General features: G+C 57.1%; 11 protein-coding genes. All 11 read right to left on the bottom strand.

The window, feature by feature from the left end; translation table 11 throughout:
* Positions 1–3 precede the first annotated feature (3 nt).
* A complete protein-coding gene (locus EBB_RS06570; protein WP_192392981.1) occupies positions 4–888 on the bottom strand; it encodes a carbon-nitrogen hydrolase in 885 nt (294 codons plus the stop codon).
* Between the two features lie 15 nt (positions 889–903).
* Positions 904–1,935, bottom strand: a complete 1,032-nt coding sequence (locus EBB_RS06565) for an agmatine deiminase family protein (RefSeq protein WP_192392980.1) — start codon at positions 1,933–1,935, stop codon at positions 904–906.
* An 895-nt stretch (positions 1,936–2,830) separates the two neighbouring features.
* The gene (locus EBB_RS06560) at positions 2,831–3,616 is read right to left on the bottom strand and encodes a hypothetical protein (RefSeq protein ID WP_192392979.1); all 786 of its coding nucleotides are present in this window, start codon (positions 3,614–3,616) and stop codon (positions 2,831–2,833) included.
* 72 nt (positions 3,617–3,688) lie between these two features.
* On the bottom strand, positions 3,689–4,654 hold the full coding sequence (locus tag EBB_RS06555) for a tetratricopeptide repeat protein (RefSeq protein ID WP_192392978.1): 966 nt from the start codon (positions 4,652–4,654) through the stop codon (positions 3,689–3,691).
* Positions 4,654–8,469 (bottom strand): eCIS core domain-containing protein, encoded by a 3,816-nt coding sequence (locus EBB_RS06550; RefSeq protein ID WP_192392977.1) that lies wholly within the window; start codon positions 8,467–8,469, stop codon positions 4,654–4,656. The genes EBB_RS06555 and EBB_RS06550 overlap by 1 nt, the downstream gene beginning before the upstream one ends.
* A gap of 3 nt (positions 8,470–8,472) precedes the next feature.
* Complete coding sequence (locus EBB_RS06545; protein ID WP_192392976.1) at positions 8,473–10,452, bottom strand: ATP-binding protein; 1,980 nt, start codon at positions 10,450–10,452, stop codon at positions 8,473–8,475.
* On the bottom strand, positions 10,445–12,049 hold the full coding sequence (locus EBB_RS06540; protein WP_192392975.1) for a hypothetical protein: 1,605 nt from the start codon (positions 12,047–12,049) through the stop codon (positions 10,445–10,447). Before EBB_RS06540 ends, EBB_RS06545 begins: the two co-directional genes overlap by 8 nt.
* Before the next feature lie 6 nt (positions 12,050–12,055).
* Positions 12,056–15,730: a hypothetical protein gene (locus tag EBB_RS06535; RefSeq protein ID WP_192392974.1), complete on the bottom strand. Its 3,675-nt coding sequence runs from the start codon at positions 15,728–15,730 to the stop codon at positions 12,056–12,058.
* A gap of 471 nt (positions 15,731–16,201) precedes the next feature.
* Positions 16,202–17,893, bottom strand: coding sequence for a hypothetical protein (locus tag EBB_RS06530; protein ID WP_192392973.1), 1,692 nt, complete (start codon positions 17,891–17,893; stop codon positions 16,202–16,204).
* Positions 17,894–17,906: 13 nt separating this feature from the next.
* A complete protein-coding gene (locus EBB_RS06525) occupies positions 17,907–18,809 on the bottom strand; it encodes a hypothetical protein (RefSeq protein ID WP_192392972.1) in 903 nt (300 codons plus the stop codon).
* A gap of 57 nt (positions 18,810–18,866) precedes the next feature.
* Positions 18,867–21,293, bottom strand: coding sequence for a phage tail protein (locus EBB_RS06520; RefSeq protein WP_192392971.1), 2,427 nt, complete (start codon positions 21,291–21,293; stop codon positions 18,867–18,869).
* Between the last annotated feature and the right edge of the window lie 9 nt (positions 21,294–21,302).

The following is a 21,302-nucleotide window of genomic DNA, read 5'->3' as shown; positions in this document are numbered from 1 at the left end:
CGTTTAATCGATAAACCGCCTCTTCAAATCCGCATACTCATCTATCCGGCGATCCCGCAGAAACGGCCAGATGCGTCTGACATCCTCGCTGCGCTGCGCATCAAGCTCTGCAAATAACAACACATCCTGATTATCGCCAGCACTGGTTAAAATCTCACCTTGCGGGCCGGCAATAAAGCTATTCCCCCAGAACTGAATACCCGGCGCCTGGTCCGGCGCGGCTTCGAAACCAATGCGGTTGCAGGAAATCACCGGAATGCCGTTCGCCACCGCATGCGCGCGTTGCACGGTAATCCAGGCATCGCATTGGCGCTGTTTCTCGGCAGCGTCATCATCGGGATTCCAGCCTATAGCGGTGGGATAAATCAACACATCCGCGCCAGCCAGCGCCATCAGCCGCGCCGCTTCCGGATACCATTGATCCCAGCAGATCAACACCCCCAGCTTGCCTATCGAGGTTTGGATGGGTGCAAAGCCCAAGTCGCCAGGCGTAAAATAAAACTTCTCGTAAAAACCCGGATCGTCGGGGATATGCATTTTCCGAAAGGTGCCGGCGATGCTGCCGTCTTTATCAAATACCACCGCCGTGTTGTGGTACAAACCCGGCGCACGCTTCTCGAAAATGGTCGAAACGATCACCACTTGATTGGCCTTCGCCACTTCGGCCAGCGTTTCGCAAGTTGGGCCGGGAATCGGCTGCGCCAGATCAAAACACCCGGTGTCTTCGCTTTGGCAAAAATAATGATCCAGATGCAGCTCCGGCAGCACCACCAGATCGGCATTCTGCTGAGCGGCTGTTTCGATTTGACTGATCGAATAAGCCAGATTGGTTTCCCGGCCGCGATTGCAAGGCTGCTGCACGGCGCAGGCGATAATCGATTTTTTCATGAGTCGGACAGATTCTTAGAAATTCAATTTAACGAACGCCGGCACCTGCATGCTGGCGCAATGCAAACTGCCGTATTGATGCACCAACGGCCGGCATGGGGTAGCTATGATTTCGTGATTCGGGAAGCAGCCTTTCAAGCGTTCCAGCGCCACCGCATCCATCGCGTCGTCGTAAACCGGCACTAATACCGCGCCGTTGATAATCAGGAAATTCGAGTAATTGGCAGGCAATTGCTGGCCTTGTTCGTCAAAAATCGGTTTCGGTAACGGCAACGCCACCAAACGATAGGCTTCACCGCCTGCCGTTTTAAAGGTTTTGAGTTGCGCTTCCATATTTTTCAAACTCTCGAAATGCGGATCTGCGCTGTCGTCGCAACTGGTATAAGCAATAGTGTTGGCATCGCAAAACCGCGCCAGCGTATCGATATGCGCATCGGTGTCATCGCCGGCCAGATTGCTTTGCTCGACCCACAAAATCCGCTTCGCGCCCAAATAATTTTGCAACTGACCGGTAATCGCCGCTTCCGATAAATCCGGATTGCGGTTGGGATTGAGCAGACAATTTTTGGTCGTCATCAAGGTGCCTTGGCCGTCCGACTCCACGCTGCCGCCTTCCAACACCAAATCCAAGGTCGCGGTAGGATGGCCCTTGAAAATCGGATGCGCGAACAGCGCCAAATTCAAGGCATCGTCGGCCGCATGCGGATATTTCTTGCCCCAGCCATTGAAACGGAAATTAAGCAACTGCACACTGGCTTTGGGATGCTGCCATTCCATCGTCAGAAACACCGTATCCCGAAGCCAAATATCGTTGTAATCGGCTTGCACCATATGAATCTTTTCGTTTTGGCCCAGTTGAGTCTGAATATGCTGTTGGTGCTCGCCGTCCTTGCAAATAATCACCAAGGGCTGAAACCGGCTGATGGTGGAAGCCACAAAATGATAGGTATCTTCGACGGCGGACAGATTGGTAAAGTCGCCGCTGTGGTGCGGCCAAGCGATGATAACGGCTGATTGTGTTTCCCATTCTGCTGGAAAGCGAATCATGAGTACTCCCTGGATAATGTGGCTTTGAGAAATAATGCCTTATTGTATCAATGCTGGCCGGTTAAGACCTATTCCACGGCATTTTATTAATCAGGCCCTTTTTATCACTGGTATTCCGTTCGGGCTGAGCTCGTCGAAGCCCAAGTAGGTAAGCCTTCGGCAAACTCAGGACGAACGAGATTAAAGGCCGGGTTAATAATGTTCTTGGGGTGATGTCCGAATACGGAAACCAGGTTTCAGGTGGATTGTTGCTAACACCCAGAAATAGTGGGAGCAGCTTTCGAAAAGCGGCAGGGGATGCGATGGAATTGTCATGAAACGATGAGCCCGCCGGCGGGGGATGCCACAGCCTAAACTGTAGCCTCTAACCCGCCAGCCTACCGCCGATGCCGTTGACGAGGTCAGACTCGAAGTCTGTAGTCAGTCAGAAATCCCGAAATTTACCGTGAGGCCGCACTAACCAAGACATCTGCCATCATTTCAGCCAATTATGAACACAATACGAAACCACGATTGCTCGAGGGATTCGACGCCACTATGCACCAATTTGAATCTTTCCGTACCCGCTCTTTACGTGGTAATTGCCTCTAACGTTCAATCCTCAGACAAGACACGCGTTGCCGCTCATTTGTTCCACTCGTCATCGACCGCTTGCGCGGTGTTAACACCGCAGTAGCGCTCTGCATTTCATTCTGGCCTTCCAGCCGATTTTTTCAAGTGGGAATATTGATTTTGCGGGCGGTTATTGGCGCAATTTAAATAATTTAGATATTAGCGCCGCCTTGCCCGACATTTAAAAGCAACGGATTTAATTCTGCATTAGCGCAAATTCACAATACGTCGGTGGTGGGTTTCGCCTAGATCTACCCAGCCTACAGCCCTACCTAGAACGCTATCACTCCGTTTCCAAGGTTTTCAGCGATTGTAAGTATTTCAGACTTTTTACGAGCCTATCAATACTATTATTTAGGTCAAGCTGTTGATTAGCCTCATGAAAACTCAAGGCAAATAAACGTATAACGAACATCCCCGTTTCAATAGTAAATTTTGTCGTGGACATCGAAAAGTCATTCCAAATATGAAGATGCGTTATTTTTAACAGGCATGCCCCGTCTTCACGATCTTCGTATTCCATGTTCGCATAGAGAGCATTCTGATTAGGATGCGCACCTAAATCAATTGCAGTTTGGTGAAGATATTTTGCCCATTCTTCCAAGTCCCGATTTATTCTTTTACCAAGCGATCTCGCTAACGAAGAAAACTTAAATTCCTCGTTCCAGTCCCTCAACGCCTTCTTCTGGTCTGGTTCCGGTTTGTTATGCCAGTTCTGGCTCGCTGTAGGATTATTTGCCAGATGCCATCCGTAAAGTGCTGATTCGACAGCTGAACGCCCAGTAGGATATGCGGCTATGCAGTGCCCTGCCGCCGTAGATCGGACAGAAGCAAGGTATTGGCTCTGAGCGCACACGAATAATAGGAGAGCCGGATCATTGGCTTTGGGCAAACGCTCCATAGCATAGCTAGAACAGCTATCGAGAATAGTTGCAACCTCACACAGCATACCCTGCCACTCTGGCGCATGAACAAACGTGGCAAATTCATTTTCCATGGCTGTGGACTGGAATTGAGATAAAAGATCACTCCCCCATCCCTTGGGAGGGTTAAAAGATTTATGGCTCATAAATTTAGTATCTCTACCTAAAAATGCAGGTCAAATAATAAGCCTAAACCCTAGTATTTGCGCAAATCAAACTCAACTCACCAACAACATCTTCCGCGCCTTAACCCCGTAAGCATCATCCGGCAAATCCGCCAGTTGCCGAAGCAATTGCGTGCCGGATTCCTGCTCGCCGTTTTGTTGCAGGGCCAGACCTAAATAGAATTGATATTTGCTGGACGCGCGGGCGGCCTCGCTTATCGCCTCCAGTTGTTCCAGCGCCGCGAGCGTATGCTGACCAGACAACAAGACCACCGCCAAATCTAGGCGCGAGTCGTCATCGTCCGGATTATGTTCCAGTAGATATTCGAACTGGGCGATGGCGACATCACGGTTACCCAGACTCAAGTTCACCAAGGCCAGATGCCGCAAGGCGTTGCTGTCGTCCGGATTCAGCGCCAGTGCGGTTTCCAACGCATCGCGGGCGCTGCCCAGATCGTTACGCAGGAAACAGGTAATACCCAATTGCGCCCAGGCTTCCTGATGCTGGTTATCCAGAACCAAAGCCCGTTGGTAATGCTGCAAAGCTTCGGGCAACCGTTGCTGCGCGGCCACGGCTATACCCAAGCGGGTATGCAACTGCGGCGAATTGGGTTGCAGTTTCAAGGCTCGGATCGCCGCATACTCGCCGCCCTGAAAGTCGCCGAGCAAGACTCTAATCCGTGCGAGGTTGTCCCAAGCCGTGACGCTATCCGGATCGCAAGCAGTAGCCTGCTCCAGATGTGCCAAGCCCTCGCCGGCACGACCGGTATTCACCAGCACCTGACCGAGATTGCAATGCGCCATCGCCATATTCGGCTTCAACCGCAACGCGGTACGCAAATGCACTAAAGCCTCCGGCCACTCTTGTCGCTGAGCCAGCACAAAGCCCAGATTGTTATGCGCGCTGGCATTGTCAGCGTCCAATTCCAGCGCCGCCCTGTACAAACGCGCCGCCTCGGCCAGATTGCCGGCCTGATGGGCGATTACCCCTTCTCTGAGCAGATCGTGAAGAGCATTCATCAGGCTATCCTGGCAATCAAACCATTCAATATGTCACCCGGCGAAATGTCCGGCACCTCGAACTGCACGTCATCCAGCGATACATCAAAAGGCTGTCCTTCGCGGTAATGCACCGGCAGACTGATACCAAACTTGTAATCCGAACCAAATTGGTAAGACGCCAATTGCCAACGCTGGTCGTAAACGCTAAAGCCCAATGCAGTCACCGCCACGTAACCGGAAATATCAAAGGTAAAGCTGGGTTGCGCGGACACCGCCAGCTTGGCAGTCAAATCCAGGCCGGTAGCCGGCGTCCAGTCCACATGCACCCCCGCTTCCGCAGCGCCTTCAATACCCAATTTGCCGCCTATCTCCAGGCCGCCGGTGGCGCTGGCGCCGGTAATCCCCAGACCGATACCGGCCCGCACCGCCAAGCGCAAGCCGGCATCGGCCGGCACTTTAAGATGCGCGTCGCCGGTAATCTTGGTGTCTTGCTCGTGATCGGGATTGTAGGTCAAACCGATTTTCAATTGATCCAGGCTGCCGGGGCCAATGCCTGCCGTGGCACTGAGATTGCCGCCCACTTCCGCGACAATGCCCGGCACAATCGGCACTTGCGTGGCAACGGCAAACAGCGATTTGTTGATCTCCTTGCGCGGGAAGATCTCCAGCGAGCTGGGTAAACCCAATTCGCCGGACACGGTAATCTCGCCTTTCTCGTCTAACGTCAATCCAACCGTCGCTTTCAACCAAGGCGCGGCAGTGACATCGACCATGCCGCTGCCCCACACCTTGATAGGCTCGGCCTCGCCGCCACCTTCGCCGACCACGGCCTTCGCATTCAAATCGATATTGCCGGCCAACATGCTGCGTTTGTAATTGGCCGTGAGTTTGCCATTCAATAAGCCATCTTTATAATCCAGTTTGATTTTGGCGCTGGCGTCCAGCCCGCTCAAATCCGGCTCCAACTCGCCGCCACCGCCCAGCGACCAGACGTCGCCCTTGCGCTCCGCCGACACATTCAGCTTGCCGGCTTTGATACGCGGGATGGTGTCGGACAGCGTCGCCTCGCCGCCCAAGCTGATATTGCCGGTATCGTCGGCATGGGCGGACAATTTGGCACCTTTAAAACCGGGCACGGAAACCTCGGCATCGCCGGCGAAATCGATGGCTTTCTTGGCGTCGTCGTAAGCCAAGGTAAAACTGGCTTTTTTGATACCTTTCAACGCGCCCGGCTTCAAGCCCAGTGTACCGGAGGCTTTAATACCTTTGGCACTGTCATAGTCGATGCGCCCCGCACCAGTGAACAGTTGTTTATCAAACTCCAGCTGGCCGGCCATCGCAAAGCCACCGGCCGTGGCACTACCCTCCAAGGAACCTTTAGCCAGTTCGCCAATGTGAAACTCCACCAAGCCGGCGGCGGCAATCGGCGTGGCCGCGCCGGCACTCAGCGTCAGCGAACTGCTATCCAATTGAATCGGCCCTTTCATGTCGAATTCATCGGTGGAAAAGGTTTTCGAGAACACCAAATCGCCGCCCACCAGCGCCACATCGACAGTCGTGCCGGCCAGCAACGGAATACCGTCGATGGTTAAGACGCCGCCGCCGACGATATTGGCACTGGCATCCATATCGGCGTTATTCAACGCAATCGGGCTCAAAGTCTTGGCTTTAAAGGCATTGCGATAAGCATCGGCTACTTGGCCGGGCGGAATATGGCATAGCGTCGGCGCACCGCTGCTGACAAAATTTAACGTGGTATTCTGCGCATCGACTTTTTTGGTCTTCGGCATGGTCAGCGTCACCGTACCGCTGCCGGCGCTGCGGTTGAAGGTTCCACCTACCACCGACATGCCGCCCCAACTGCCGCCCTCGAAGGTTTCACTGCCCGGATCGCCTTTTAAGGCACTGACAAACATCACCCCGGCGCCGGGACGCGGCAGCAGCCGCAATTTGTCGTTGGCAAACAGATCGGGGGCATTGGTTTTGGTGGCTTTTTCCAGGGGCTTCAGGTGTTCCATCTTCGTGACGCGGTCGGCCTGCCAACAAATGCCCGGATTGCCGCCGACAGCACCCTCGAATTTCACTTCGTCGAAAATCAGCTTGTCCTGATAGCTGGTTTTGATCGCATCCAGCGCTGCCGATGCGGGGTCCTTGGCGGCGGTAGCCGGTGCCGCGCCAGCGGTCGGCGCCGGACTGGGCGTTGCGGGATTCGCGGCCGCTGCCGGTGCGGCTCCAGGAGCGGCTTTGCCGCGCCCCGGCAACGGTTTGGAGAGATTTTCCGGCAAGTCGCCACCACCTTCCACCTCGGGCGAAATGGCGGCGCGTATTGCCTTATCGATGGCGTTTTTAATCTTGCTGCCCGAACTGCGATTGGCGCTCGCATCCAGTAACTGAAAGTTTTCCAGCTTGTCCGCATCGCCGCCCAATTGCAGTTCCAGAATATGATCGACGTCGAACAGATGCGGCGCGCCCTGGCTATTCCACCAAGGCAGAATGGCCTGCTCACGAATATCGCTTTCGCTGCCGATCAGATAGCCTTGCCCGCCGCCACCGGCTTTCAGCTTCAAGGCATATTGGGTATTGGCGCCGCTGGTATCCGGCAAGGTGTTGTCGCTGCCGAGATAAGGTTTTAAATCCCAGCTGCCGGATGAGGGCTTGATCTGCTTTTTCCAGTCGTCGATCTGGTTGGTACGCTCGTCGGCTTGTGGCAGTTTCCAATTGGTCAGGCCGCCGTATTTGGCGCTGAACTTTTCCTGCATGCCCGGTTTTTGCGGCAAAGTCAGCAGGGGCACATGCAATTCCCCACCCTTCAGCGTGCCTTTGCCGGCACTTTTCGCGCCACCCGATGCCGGAGTTGCGGCAGGAGCCGCCGGCGGCGCGCGCATCACGCGTTGCACCCCGGCGCTTTGTTGCACCACATGGCTTAGTTCATGCGCCAACAGTTCGCGCCCGGCATCGGCATCCGGCGCAAATTCGCCAGGCGCAAAATACACGTCATTACCAACCGTAAACGCACGGGCATTCAATTGCTTGCACAAATCCGCCGCTTCGGCATCGTTATGAATGGTCACCCCGGAAAAATCCGCGCCTAGCTGTTGCTCCATCTCGCGGCGGATATTTTCCGGTAACGGCGCCCCCTTGCCCCGGCTCTCCTCAATCCGCGCTTCCACCGATTGCTCGACCGTGTTTGCCGAAGCCCTCGATTCTTCATCTGCAGACTGTTCAGCCTGTTCTGCGCCGGCCCGATGCGCGCGGGTCTGCGCGACCGCTTGCTCTTCGTCTGCCGGTTTGGATTTACGCAACAAACGCGCGGCAGTCGCTTGTTGTTCGTCTGTTTTTTCCGGGCCTGCAGCCTTGCGAAATAGTCGGGCAGCCTTGGGTTTTTCTTCTTCCTGGGCTTTGCGACTCAGCCGTTTTAGCTGATCCGGTTTTTTATCCTCGGTTTCCACAGAACGCTGCGCAAGCGGATTTTTGGGTTCCTCATTCGGCTGTTTCGCCCGGCGCACCGGCTTTTGTTCCTCTTCAGGTTTTTCGGCATTAGCGGTAGCCCGGTTTAACCGCCTCAGCAAGCGCTGGGCGCTGGGCACCGGCTTGCTGGAAATCATCTCCTTATCTTCCTTCACGCCCGGCTGCTCAGCGGTTTTTTTAGCGCGACTGACTTCCTGCGCTACTTGGTCGGCTTCCTTTTCTTCGGGATCATGCTGCTGGCTGACCGCCATCTTGCGTTGCAGATACGCCGGCTTGCGCTGTTTTTTTTCTTCGTTGGGCTTGGGCGGGGCACTGGTTTTGCGCTGCGGCTGTTTTTTACGGAGTTTGGACGCCAAGGTTGCCATACGCTAACTCCTTAACTGTTTTAACTGTGCCGGCGGATTGCGGCCCAGTTTTTGATATTCGCGTTGCAAAGCCGACAACAACGGCTCGACGCCGATGGGCTGATCAGCCGGGCTGCAACCGGCGGCGGTCAGCACCACATTCCGGATCTGGCCTCCGCTGATGTCGCAATAGCTGGCCAGTGTTTTGCACAAGTCGTCGCTCGGGCTGCGTTGACCGAAATGGCTGCGCCATAAACCCAGGCGCTCCTGAAACCCCGGCATGGGAAAATCCACAATCGCATCCAGCCGGCGGGTAAAAGCGTTATCGATACGCTCGCGGCTATTGGTGGTCAGGATGGTAATGCCGGGGTGGTTTTCGATGCGGGTCAGTAAAAAGTTGGTCAGCATATTGGCGTAACGCTCGCCGCTTTGCTGGGCGTCGGTGCGGCGACCAAATAACGAATCGGCTTCGTCGAACAGTAGGATGGCATCGGCAGCGGCAGCCAAATCCAGCAAGCTGCCCAGATTTTTCTCGGATTCGCCGACATATTTGTTCATAATCGCCGCCAAATCCACGCGGTACAGCGGTGCGCCCAGCGCAGTCGCGACATAACTGGCGGCCAGGGTTTTGCCGGTGCCGCTGTCGCCGACGAATAAGGCCCGCAGGCCGGCATTACGCGAGGCTTGCAAGGTTACGCCCAAAGCTTCCCACAACAATTCTCGGCTATGCGCGCGGGCGATGAAATCGTGCAGGTATTGCTCCACCAAAGGCGGAAATACCACCGCTTCGCGTTCGACGCGCCGCCGCACCGGCTCGGCCAGCAAGCGCAAGCGTTCCGCGCCCAAATCTCGGCGGGCTTGGGCAATGTGTTCGGCATTCAAGGCGCTGCGGCTTTGTTCCGCGCACAGCACCGCATTGCGTGCCACTTTCTGGATCACCGGCCCGCTCAGCAAGGCGCTGGCGGCACGGCGGGCCAATTCAGGATTGGCGAGATAACGCGCCCAAAGCTGGCGGCGCTCGGCTTCGTCGGGCACGCCCATTTCCAATTCCAGCATATCCTGACCGGACACCGCATCGCTCATCCCCAGCACAATCACATGGGCGATATTGGGCTGTATCACCGGCAACTGCCAGCTTTCGCCGGCCGCAACCTGCACCTTGATGACCGGCAGCCAGCCGGCCAGTTGGCAGGCCAACGGCAAGGCCGGCTGCTGTTGCCACAAGTCACTCGGCACTTCGATGGCAGTCAATCCCAACAAACCCGCCAGTTCGGCGGCCAAAGCCCGTCGCCCACTGCCGCTGTTGCCGCGTATTCCCAAGCCGCGCACCTCGCCTTTCGCCAATAAGGTTGCCAAGTGCGGTAATTGCTTGCGGATACGTTGCGGCAGCAACTCACGGTCAGTCAGCGCAATCTGCCGACAGCCCGGCCAAATCGCCGGCCGGCCGCACAATACCGACCAGAAGGCCGGTTCGATGCGCAATGGCCGGAGCGATAGCGGCCCGCTTCCCTCCAGCAATAACACTTGCTGCTGCACCAATGGGGTAGCGTGCAAATCCAGCGCATCCAGCGTGCCGGCCCCGAATAATTCGTCCAGCATCGTCAGCGCCAAATGCACCGCCAAGCGATTGCCGGGATTAGGCGCTTGCAACTCGCTCAGCGTCAAAGTCACCAGATAATCGGTCTCGGCGCTGCCAACTACGGCCAGCAAAAAGGCTTGCGGCAGGTCGATATGTTGTTCCCGCAACCAATGCCCAAACGGTCCGGGCAAGGCATGCAACTGGGCCGCTGCGTGTTCGCGCATTTGTATCCAGCTAGGCAAGGCAGCAGTGTTTAATTGCCGGGCGGCTTGCTGCCGCAATTGCTCGGACAATTCGCTGTCGCCCGACATCATCCGCTCCCAGAACTCGGCCAAACCGGCGCGCACCAAGGCCGCCAGGGGCTGCTGCCGGTTAGGCGACTGCAGATTAAGCGATTCGGCCAAGGGCTGCGGTGGCTTAGTCATAGTGAAAACTCACGACTCGGCCCAACCACGGCAGCCAGCCCGGATTGATGTCCAGCCCGGCTAGGCGCACGGGCAATCTAATCGCCGACATCGGCGCGTATAAATCGATATGGCTGGGACTGTATTGAATTTGCCCGGTGAGCGCCAACAACTCAGGCTGCCAAACCCCGGTCTTGCCGTACCAGCGCTGGGCCAAACCCCACACCTGTTCGCGGGCCGGTAGTGGCGGTAATCGCGCCAGTTCCGCCCTATCGTCCAGGCCCAATTGCTGCGCGATAAAATCGACCAGTGCATCGTCTTCGTGCAACTGCAATTCTTGCCCAAGCCGGTACAACCAGGCCCAGCCACTGGGCAATGTTTCGGCGTATTCCCGCATCAAGCAGCGCATTTCTGACCGGTTGAGCATATTCAATAAATACAGCAAGCCGCCTTGCCGGGTATGGAAGTCCGCAAACTCCAGGCCTGCGCTCGCCGGCTCTGGAAAAGAGTCCTGTGCAAGCGCCGTGGCAGGACGAGAAGAGTCGGCCAACGATAGACTTGCTGCCATCGGCGTTTGTCGTGATTGCCGGATATAGTTGCCACCATGCTCGGCAAGGGGCTTGAGCGGTAATGGCGCCGGTATCTGCCGCTCTGCGTCAGCATCTACTTTCGGATTGGCCTCGCCATCGATTTGCGCTCGGGCCTGATGGGCTTGGCTAATCGGCTGCGCTTGCGAAGGAGTTTTTTCTTGCCGGGGCTGGATCGTTTCATTCGCGCTTACCGGCTTGGGCTCATCACTTACCCGCGCTTTTTTGGCGTACTGCATCGACGCAAAACGGGCGGATAGAACAGCCAGCACTCTAGCAGGCTGTTGTTGCAACAGCAGCGGTACCAAGTCTTGGGCTATCAGCACTAAAACCAATTGATAGCGGCCGTCGGCGACATCCAGCTCTTGCAATAGCGGTCGCCAATGCACCAGCAATCCGGGCCGTGGCGTCAGTTGCTCAGTCCAAGTCTGGTCATCGGAGGGGGATTGCCGGTCTGCGTTATCGATTTCAGAACCAAGCACCTCGGCGATTTCCAAAACAGACGGTAAGCGAAAACCGCTCAATCCAGCCAGTTCGACCGCCAATTGCCGAGCATCGCTGTCGGTCAAACTCAAGCAGACGGCGACTAGTTTTCCTCGTTGCGCCAAACGGGCACAAACCGACGGCAGTAAAGCCAAATGTTCGGACACTATGCCGGATATGGCCCGCGACACCGGCAATTCAAACCAATGCGCCCAACGTCGCCAATACCAATTAAAGCCGGCGCGGCCACGCAGCAGATCCGTCAGCAAAGCCGCCAACAGTTCGGCCAGGCTGGCAAAGCGCATCACTTGTTCGGGATGATTGCTGGTATTTAAATATTGCCGGGTTTGCTCGAGTAACTGTCTGGGCAGTTGCCGGGCCGTAGCACTGACTTGCAGGCGGCGGATAAACACCCAGCTGTCTGACCCGGCATGCGGCCAATCCACAGCTTGCAAACTGTCGCGCACACCGTCCGCTGTCCGCCGTTGTCCGGCCCGGACGGTCAAACGATGTATGGCAACGGTGTCGGCGGCCAGCTTGGTCATCATGGCAATTTACAAGCGCTGCTGCGTCAGCTTGTTCGCCACCACACTAAAGCGGGTGTTGATCTTCACACCGCTTTGCAGCATATCGACGATAGTGACCTGGGTGCTTTGCGGACTGTGATCTTCCACCGCCAGCACCGCCACGACGCGCTGCTCGGTATCCAGCAACTGCAGCCGGGTACCCGGCAACGGCGGCCGGTTCAACTTGACCTGCAAGCGTTCACCTATCGCTGCCAAGCGCGGCGGCACATGCACATTACCGCGAATGATTTCCTGCGGATCGCCCAAGGAAGCATGAATCAGCACGGCACGAATCATATTGCGCATCGCGCTGCGGCTGGCGGCGGAGGCATCGCGGTCCAATTGCCGGAACCACCAGGCGATCAGTTCCGACACGGTGCGGGCGGCGTTAAAATCGTCGGCTTCCGCTCTATCCATGCCCGGCCACCAGGAGACATCCTCGACGCGAATCTGATCGTCTTCGGCCAGTTGCCCCCATTGCAAACGCAAAGACGGCGGCAACAGATTGAGTTTTTCCAGCAAACAAAACTGGCAGTGCTCCAACTGCTCGCGCAATTCGTGGGCTGGTTTGCGTAGCGGTCCGGCAACACCGGCTAGATCTTCCAAAGCCAAGACCTTGGCGGCTGCGGCCTGAGTTTGCAAACTGCTGGCGGTAAAAGCCGGCAAACTAAAACTGGCCCACTGCTGCATGACGATCTGGGTTTGCAGATGCACGGTTTGCAGACGGGACTGCAAGGTATCGGTATTGGCCGGCGTCAGCAGGCTGGCAGGTCTGGCTTTGAAGCGAGCCTGACGCAATTGCCCCAAATAATCGAATTGCTGAAACGGCGGCAGCTTGGGGCGCAACGGTTTTAAGCCGGCCCAATCGTCCATCGGGATCTCGCAGATCGCCGCGAAAAACGGGTCCAGGGCATAGGGTAAATCCACCTCTTCTTCCCAATCGCAGCCGGGAACGATGTCCTTGCTGCTGCCATAACGCAAGGCCAGCGGATCGGCCAAGGGGGCGCTGACTGGTGTACCGCGCACTCTGACGTAATACAAACCGCGCAATCCCTTGGTCAAAATTCGGGAGCGTTCGTTATTCAAAGCCCAGACCTGCCGCCAATCTTCGTCCAGCAAACGCTGCGCGACGCCGTAGTCACCGAGTTGTTCGACGCGGAATCTATCCATGCCTTCCAGGGTTTCCCGCGCTACCCGGATCAAACCGGCCAATTTGTCGATCTGCGCCAGCTTGTTGGCTTGTTCGCGTAACTTGCCTTGCAGTTTGCGTTCGATATTGTTGTAACGCGCCTCAAAAATCGCGATCCATTGCGTCAAAATCCGTCCGGCTTTGAACAAGGCATGGTAGCGGTATTGGGTTTTTAACAGGCTGGAACGCTGCGGATTGTTCGGAGCATTTTTGTCGGCCAAGTTATCCAGCACTGCCGGCGACTCCAGTTTGCCGCTGCGCTCGAACGGGTTAGTGGCATTGGTGCCGGCCTGATCGTCTTCCACCACGCCGATTTTTTCCATCTGTTTACGCAAGGTGGCGGCATCGGTGGGGTCGAATAAATCGGTCAGCGTGGCCAGCAATTCCTTCATCCCGTAATAGGCTTTGGCATATTCGTTGATTTCCGGGCTGATATGATCGATCACGCCAAAACGGTATTCCTTGGCCTCGAAAGCCGGCTTGCTGACCGCTTCTTTGGTAATCCGCGACAACATATCCAGGCGGTTTTTGTTGATGCCCAATTCAAACGCCGAATAGGTTTGTGGCTTGCTGGTCAATAAAAACGCCGCCTTGGACACCGATGATGTGGAGGCCAGCGCGTTGCTCAATAAGTTGTTGCTCAAGGCACTGCTGGCGCTAACTTTCGGCGCAGCCATCTGACTGATCGCGCTGTTGAATAAGCCCGCGGACGCGGCGGCAAACACGGATTTAGGCGCATTGCTGACCACGCTTTCCGTGCTGACCGCTTTATCGACGTTATTGGGAATGTCGGTGGCGTTGAGATTGGCGTAAGGCAGCCAGCGCGCGACCTGTAAGCCGGTGCCGTCGCCGGCCACGCCGCCGGCCAGCGCGGCCAAGGCCACGGTTTGCGAATCCAGTTGTTGGCGCTGCAGCAGCAAAAAATCCCGGGTTTTCTCGACCCGGCTGCGGATCGCCCGAATCTGGTTTTCAATGGCTTCCAGTTCCACCAAGGCCACCGCGTACTGCACCACCAAACCGTCGTCGCTGGGCGTGGCTATCGGCGGCGGATTACCGTCTTCACCCAACCAATTGCTGTAAAAGTTAGGTAAGGCCGGCACACCTTTGCTATAGGGATATGGCGTGCCGGGATTTTGCGGGTCTTGTTGTTCTGTGTTGGCGCGGGCGATGACTTTCTCGAAAATCGTCAACGGCAAGGCCGGCGGCGTTTCCGGTTTGGGCAAATCCAGATTTTTGAATTGCGCGGGATCGAGCACCGCATGCTCTATCACGCCTATGCCGCCAGCCAGAGGCGGGGTGTTGGAGGGTTCGACGAAATACAGCGCATCGAATTGTTGGCGCCATTTGCGCCAGGCTTCGTAAGCACGCATGTAAAACCGGAAAATATCGCTTTCCAGCACGCTGTCGGTTTGCGGAATATCCAAAAGATTGGGCCGATAATCCGGCTCGTTCACTGCCAGCAACAATCTAATCTTGTCGCCGGCCGGTTGGCGCAAATCGATCACCCGACGAGCGATATGGCCGTTTAACAGCTCGATCACCGCTTCTTCCGGGACCGGCACCATGTCTATGCCCAGATGCGTCGGCAGCCAAAGTAGATTCGGTGCCGGCTCCGCTGGATTTTGCAGCCAATCCAGCGGCAATTGGCCCGCCGCAGGCAGAAAATCCAGATGCAGATTGTCTTGTAAAAACTGCGGCAGTGGAATCCCGTTATTAGCCGGCAAACCCGCCGCCTGCATCACCCGCCGCATCGCCGCGCCGCTTTGATTCAACAGAACCCGGTAACCACTGTTCGGCATAGCTTCGTAGCGGCCGGCTTCTTGCGAGAGCCAGGCGACTCGGTAGCTGGCATCCTCGTTGCTCACCACCGCCAGCAAGGCCAGCGGCACGGCGTGTCCCAATTTGGTCATGAAACCGGCGTCGACCCGGTCGGCGGCTACCCAGTTTTCGATGCGGTCGCGCGGCCAGGTATTCACTGCGGCGTCGCTGATATTGATGCGCTGTAAAGCCAGGCTGCCGGCCAACACTCTTTGGGTGTCGCGGGTTGGATCCAGTTCGGTACGTTGGCAAGGATCGACGCCCGGCCCGTCGATTTGCCGGTCACCGCGCGTCAACAGCAAATAATAAACACCCACCGCGCTGGCGACCTGAGCGCGGTTTAGATAGCTGTCGATCAAATCCTGCCACTCGGCGCGTAGCGGATAGTACAGACCCAGCGCCTGGCCATTGGCTGCCAATGCCAGACCGGAACTGACACTAAAGCCAGGCTCGGCTACGCCGTTCGGCCCCAGTTGTAAATCCAGGCCGTGCACGATACCGGCGGTCTTGCCCTGCAATACGGTAGCCAGCCGCGCATCGGCATACGCCTGTTCGCGGTCGAACTCTTCCTCGCCCAGATGCCGGCCGGGGAACATGTGCACCCGTTGCAAGCTGCGGGAGCTGGCGATGGGGTTATGCAGCAGGATCATGGACATGATGGCTACTCCTTATTGGGCTACCGTTACGCTGGTATCCCTTTTAACCTTGTTTGTTGAGTCGCTATCGCGACAGGTGTTTTAATGTCGGTTCTCGCACCGACAAGCGAGATACTTTTCTTTGCTTGTCCAAAGAAAAGTATCCAAAAGAAAAGACACCCGGATGCCGCTTATTCCCTGCGCTCCTCGCTTTTGAACGGGGTTGCCGAAAGGGGCTTCCTGCCCCTTCGGCAACGTGCGGCATCCCTGCCGCACCCCTGCGGGCTATTCCGTCCAAAAGCTCCGGTGCTCCGCGCGGCATACGGGATGAAAACCCGTCCCGAAATCAAAGTCTCTTAGAGCACCAAAACAATCAAATGCGTAGGGTGGGCAATTTTGCCCACCGTTGGCTGCTGGTTCCGAGATGGCACTTAATCGTGCCTAGCCCACAAAACCGGCATTTTCCAAACCCGCTCCCAAAACCTCATCCCCTCACCCCAAAAGCGCGGTCCATTGCTCGATCAACGCATTATCCAAACCCAATACTGCACCGCTCGCGCCAACCCAAGCGCCGGTGGTCTGGTTGGCGGGCTTGGTGCGGAATCCGGCCAGAAATGCTTCCAGGTTGTTAGCCGCGGCCAGTTGTCGCAGGGTTTGCCAGATTACCCCGTCATATTGGCGTTCCACCAATAACAATATGCGCTGGCAGGCGGCGACCGATGTTGATTCATTGAATGACGCCTCCAACACCGCTAAGGCGGCACGGCCGGCGTCGTCGCTGGGGGGGCGCAGCTCGGCCAGCATCGGGTAATTCACCCGTTTCAAGAACACGCTGTCCTCGTCGTCGATCAAACCTCCGCCATCGGCCGGGCCGCCCACCACTTCGGGCGGTGCCGGTAAGGCAGTACCCAGCGCTAACACGATACCGCTGATCGAGGTTTCTGCGGCGCGACTGGGCCGGCGCACATACAGCGGCGCGTTGCTGCCGAAGCGGTCCCAGATGGCTTGCCAGGCGGCCTGGTCGGTATCCAGCGCATGCACCGGCCTTACGGGATATAGCTTCAATCGCAGCAGATCCAGCTGCGGCAGCATACGTTTATTCGGGTCGAAATTGCGCTCCAGTTGCGCGGCGTAATGGCCGTAATCCAGATTGGACAAAGGCACCAGTACGACGATGTCCACCGGTTCGCCGTTGCTTAAATCAATAGGCGGCAAAGCCAGGGATTCGGCGCGAATCTGTTCCACGTCCGATTGCCGTAAAGGTGCGATAGCCACCTGATAGTTTTCCGGAAAATAACCTTGCCGACCGTTGACCGGATCGACGGCCTCCTTGGGCAAAGTGCCGACCGGCGGCAACAGAGAAAAATAATCACTGGCATGAAAATCGCCGGTCAGTCCGCCGCTGCGGCGGTTGCTCAATATGTCGGTTAATAAAGCCTCGTACTGCCGCGACAAATCGCTTTGCAATGAATCTATGCCCCGCTCGGCGCGTAAGGGATGGCGCAGCAATTGCGCATCCAACCATTGCGGCGCGCCTTCTTGAATCGCCACCAAACCCAGTGCCACCGCGTCTTCCGGCAACAATCCGTGCAATTGATCATCGCCGAGCAACTCCCTCATTAAACGCGCCCGAATCTGCAAAGGGCTTTGTTGCGGCAGCGGAATCGGCAAAGGCACTAGGCCCATTTGCACCGACTCGGTAATCATCGCGTATTGAAAACCGCGTTTGGCGCTCAAATCTTTCGGGAACACTTCGGCAATGTCGGTGCCAACATCGATATAACGCAGGACTATCGCGTACAAACCCCGATTTAAATTGGAGAAATTGCCGTCGTTCAAGCCGCTAATCAGGGCCTTATCGCGCAGATTGACGATCAAGCGACTGCCCAGCTCCAGCACCCGGCCAGCAGGCGACATTGCCAATCCCGGCTCCAGAGTCAGCAATCCGGTGAAACGGTCGAAACTCAAGCCCAGACCGCCGACGATGCCGCTGCCCAGCACCCGGCCAAGTTCGCGCAAACGCTGATCCAGATAGATTTGATCACGGGTCAGATCTTCGGCGGTCAGCAAGCGGCCGTCGAAATAGTGGCTGCGAGTCAGGCGCGGATCGATGTCAGCAACCTGATCCAGCGCCAGTCCGGCGGCAATCGGATTACCGAGAGGTTGAAATAAAATTTCGCTCATAGTCCCTCCTTGATCAGGGCTGGCGTGCCAGCCAGGCCAATTGGCTGGCGGTGGCCAGGAACGGCCGCACCAAGTTGTTGATCGAGATTAATTGCGGGTTGACCAGAATGGCGTTGATGTCGGTGACGCTGATGCTGATCCTGGCCAGCAACAAGCGGGCGCCCTCCTCCAGTTCGTCATTCAATTGCTGCGGATTAACACCACTTCCATCCAGCGCGTGCAGCAAACGGGCATGCAGCGCCAGTTGCGCGCCGGCCTCGGTATTATCGTTTTGTACTTGCTGCAATAAGGCTTGTTCAGCTGCCGACAAGGCTGGCATCGCCGCCGGCAGGGCTTGATGGCAAGCCCAGGGTTGATAGGCATCGTCACCCGCTGGCGGCGGCAATTCCGGAATCAATTCCAGGCGCACGCTGTCGGCAGTGCGGCTGGGTTGCACCGCGTCGGTACTGAGATTGAGCTTGCGCGCCAGCACCGGCTGCATCGCCACCGGGCAATCTTTTTGCCGCACGCAGATTTTCAGCCAGAGCAGATTGTCGGCGTCGCTGTAGCCTTCGCGCAGATGACTCTCCGATTGCGAGGCCAGCCAATCGCCGAGATTGATGCAGTAGGGTTCGTGAATCAGCACCTCGCGGCCCAGGCCGTCGATGCCTATGCCGGGACTCACCAGCAAACGCACCGTCAGGCTATCGGTATTGTTGGGATGCGTCGCCGGGGCCATGCTGACCAGCATGCCCGCCAAGGTGCCATAGCCTTGCAGCCAATATTGATGGCGGGTCAGACGGCGGCGGTGGTAGGCCTGCTCGTCGCGGGTCGCTTCCAGACCCAGCATCATCCCGGCCTCGTAAGCCACACGGCGCAGGGGCTCGTCTAAAGTGGCGTCCTGTTCCAGCGTGGTGAAATCGTCTAGGGTATCCATGCGGCCTCCGCGTTTGCTGCCAAGAAGACATTACCGAAATTCGATTCAAGAAAATCACTAAGCCTGTGCATTGATGTCCTCCGGTGAAAATGCCGCCGGGTTTTTCAAAATCCCTTCGCGGCCCAGATAAGTGTCATCCAGCGTGACGCGGCGGAACGGCGGCGCGGTTTCGATGAAGGTATCCATGCCCAGCAGCGGCGCGATACCTAGCACGAAGGGATGTTCAGTTTCGATGATCCGGTATTGCAGGTGCGCCGGCAGTTGTTCGGTCAAAATGTCTTCGACGGCAGTGCGCAAACTCACCGCCCGCCCGTGCAGCAAGATGCTGACCTGGTGCGCGTATTCTGCAAAAAACGCTTTGACCTGTGCCGCTTCGTCTGTTGTCGCCAGCTCCGGGGCGAACAGTGCCAGAAATTGCCGGGCATCGCTTTCCGACAGAATCAGGCTGTCGCCGATGATGCTGTTACCGCTCATGCCGGTGCCCAGAGTTAACGGGTGATCGCCGCCGTCCATGTCTATGCCCAAGATCGTCGCCATGGTCCGTCGCAAACGGAAATTCTCTAACACCACAATTTCGCCGCGCTGCACGCCGCCGTCGCTGACGATGTCCAAAGCCAGATTCAAGGCCGCCAGCGTACCTTTGTATTGTTGTATCAAGGTTAGGTCCCGTAGCCAGCGCCGCTGCCTGGCTTCCGGCCAGTGGCTGGGCAGACGGCCGCCTACGGCCTCAGCCAACCAAGGCAGGTTAGCGGCAGGCGTTGCCTCGGGCGCCAGCAATTGCTCGCTGGCGGCAATCCGGCCTTCCAGCGGGGTCAATACCCCTTCGAAGGCGGCCAGCAAGCGCTCGCGAACGTCGGCGCCATTGGCCGGACCTACGGCTTGCGCCGGGTCGTAACTGAGTTCCTGCCGGTAAAATTCCGGAAAATAGGCTTCCTGGTAGGAAAACCGCGGGTAATAGACTCTGATGGCATGCAAAGCCGGGCTTTGCCGGCCGTCGCCGCGCAAAGTTACTTGAATTTGCAGATAGCGGCCGCGCAATTGCCGCACCGGACCGGACGGCTGCTGTAATAAAATCTCGAACAGGCCGCTGCTGCCGACTTGCTGCCCGGCCAGACTGGGCGCGAACGGCAATTCGGACTGTAACGGATTCCACAACGGCGCGGGTTGCTCGATAGGCTTGGGCCGAACCGCCTGCCGGCTGGCAAATACCCGCACCGCAATCTGAATATCGCAGCCCGACGGGATGCAGGCGTCCAGATACAATCTATGCCACTGCGTATCGACTTGGCCGGAATCCAGCTCATGCAGCAAGGCCGTGCCTTCCAGAAAAAACTGCGGCCGGCGCAAGGCATGCAACTCTCGGGGGCGCGGAGCTATCGCCGGAAAATCCGCATCGGCCTCGGCTTGATAACGCAACTGGCCGTCGGCGCTGCTGACAAAACGCGGCACGGCTTGCGACAACATCGGATAACGCTCGTGCAGCAAGCCGGCTTGGCCGGTGTTGGTTTCACTATCCCAAAGCAGCGTCAATACCGGGCAATCGCGTTGCACGAAACTCACATCATCCGCCGCGCGCGGCGCCAAAGCCGCCAGCCGGCCGCTGTCCGGTAAAGACGAATCGGCAGCCAGCGCCAGATCGATAGCAAACGGCAACTCGGCCGGGCAAGCGTAGGTTTTGAATGGCGCATCGGCTAATGCCGATAGAGGCCGCGTCACTATGGCCTGCGCCCCCATACCGTCGTGGCACAAGAGATATAACTGCTGCAAATCGCAACATAGCGCCAGCGCCTGCATACCCTCCGGCAAGGCTTGCTGCCAGATGCGGTGTAAGGGATGCGGATTGGCCTGCTCTGGCTCAAAGCGTACCGGTTGCGGCGTGTAGGGTAAGGGCAGCGGTTCGCCACTGCATAACATCAAGCCTGTCGCGGAGATCACCCAAACCCGCTGCTCCGCGTCGATACAGGCCCTAAGCGGCATTTGCGATGCCACATCCTCGCCTTCCGCATTGCCCCATGCACAGAAGGTTTGCCAACGGCGGGCCAGATGAAACAGCAGCAAACCATGCTGATTGATACCGTCACTGAACGGCAAGGCCAATCTACCGTCGCCGGCTGGCAGACCAAAGCCCGGTTTGCCGCTGCGGGCAATTGCCGCGAACGCCATGTCGGTAAAGCGGCCTTGCGGCGCGACGACATCCTGCAATTCATTGTCCTGCAAGCTCAGATAACCACGGCCGCTGTTGAATTCGACACGCCTACCGTCGGCACTCAAGCGACCAATCTGATTAAAACTGTCCAAGGCCAGCGGCGCGCCGTTCTGCCAAGCCAGCAAAGCCGCCGCCGGATCGGCGGCTGGCAAGCGCAAGACCTGGTTTTGTGCCAGCGTCAGCGCCTGCAAACCGGTGTTCCAGCTCAAATGACTGGAGCCCTGTTCGAAATCGGCCTGGCCTTTCAGTAAAAAATACGGGGTGTTGTTGACGTCCATCGCTCGCCC

Source organism: Methylomonas fluvii (assembly GCF_014850975.1).
Classification (GTDB): Bacteria; Pseudomonadota; Gammaproteobacteria; order Methylococcales; family Methylomonadaceae; genus Methylomonas; species Methylomonas fluvii.
This window is presented reverse-complemented; position numbering and strand designations above follow the sequence as displayed.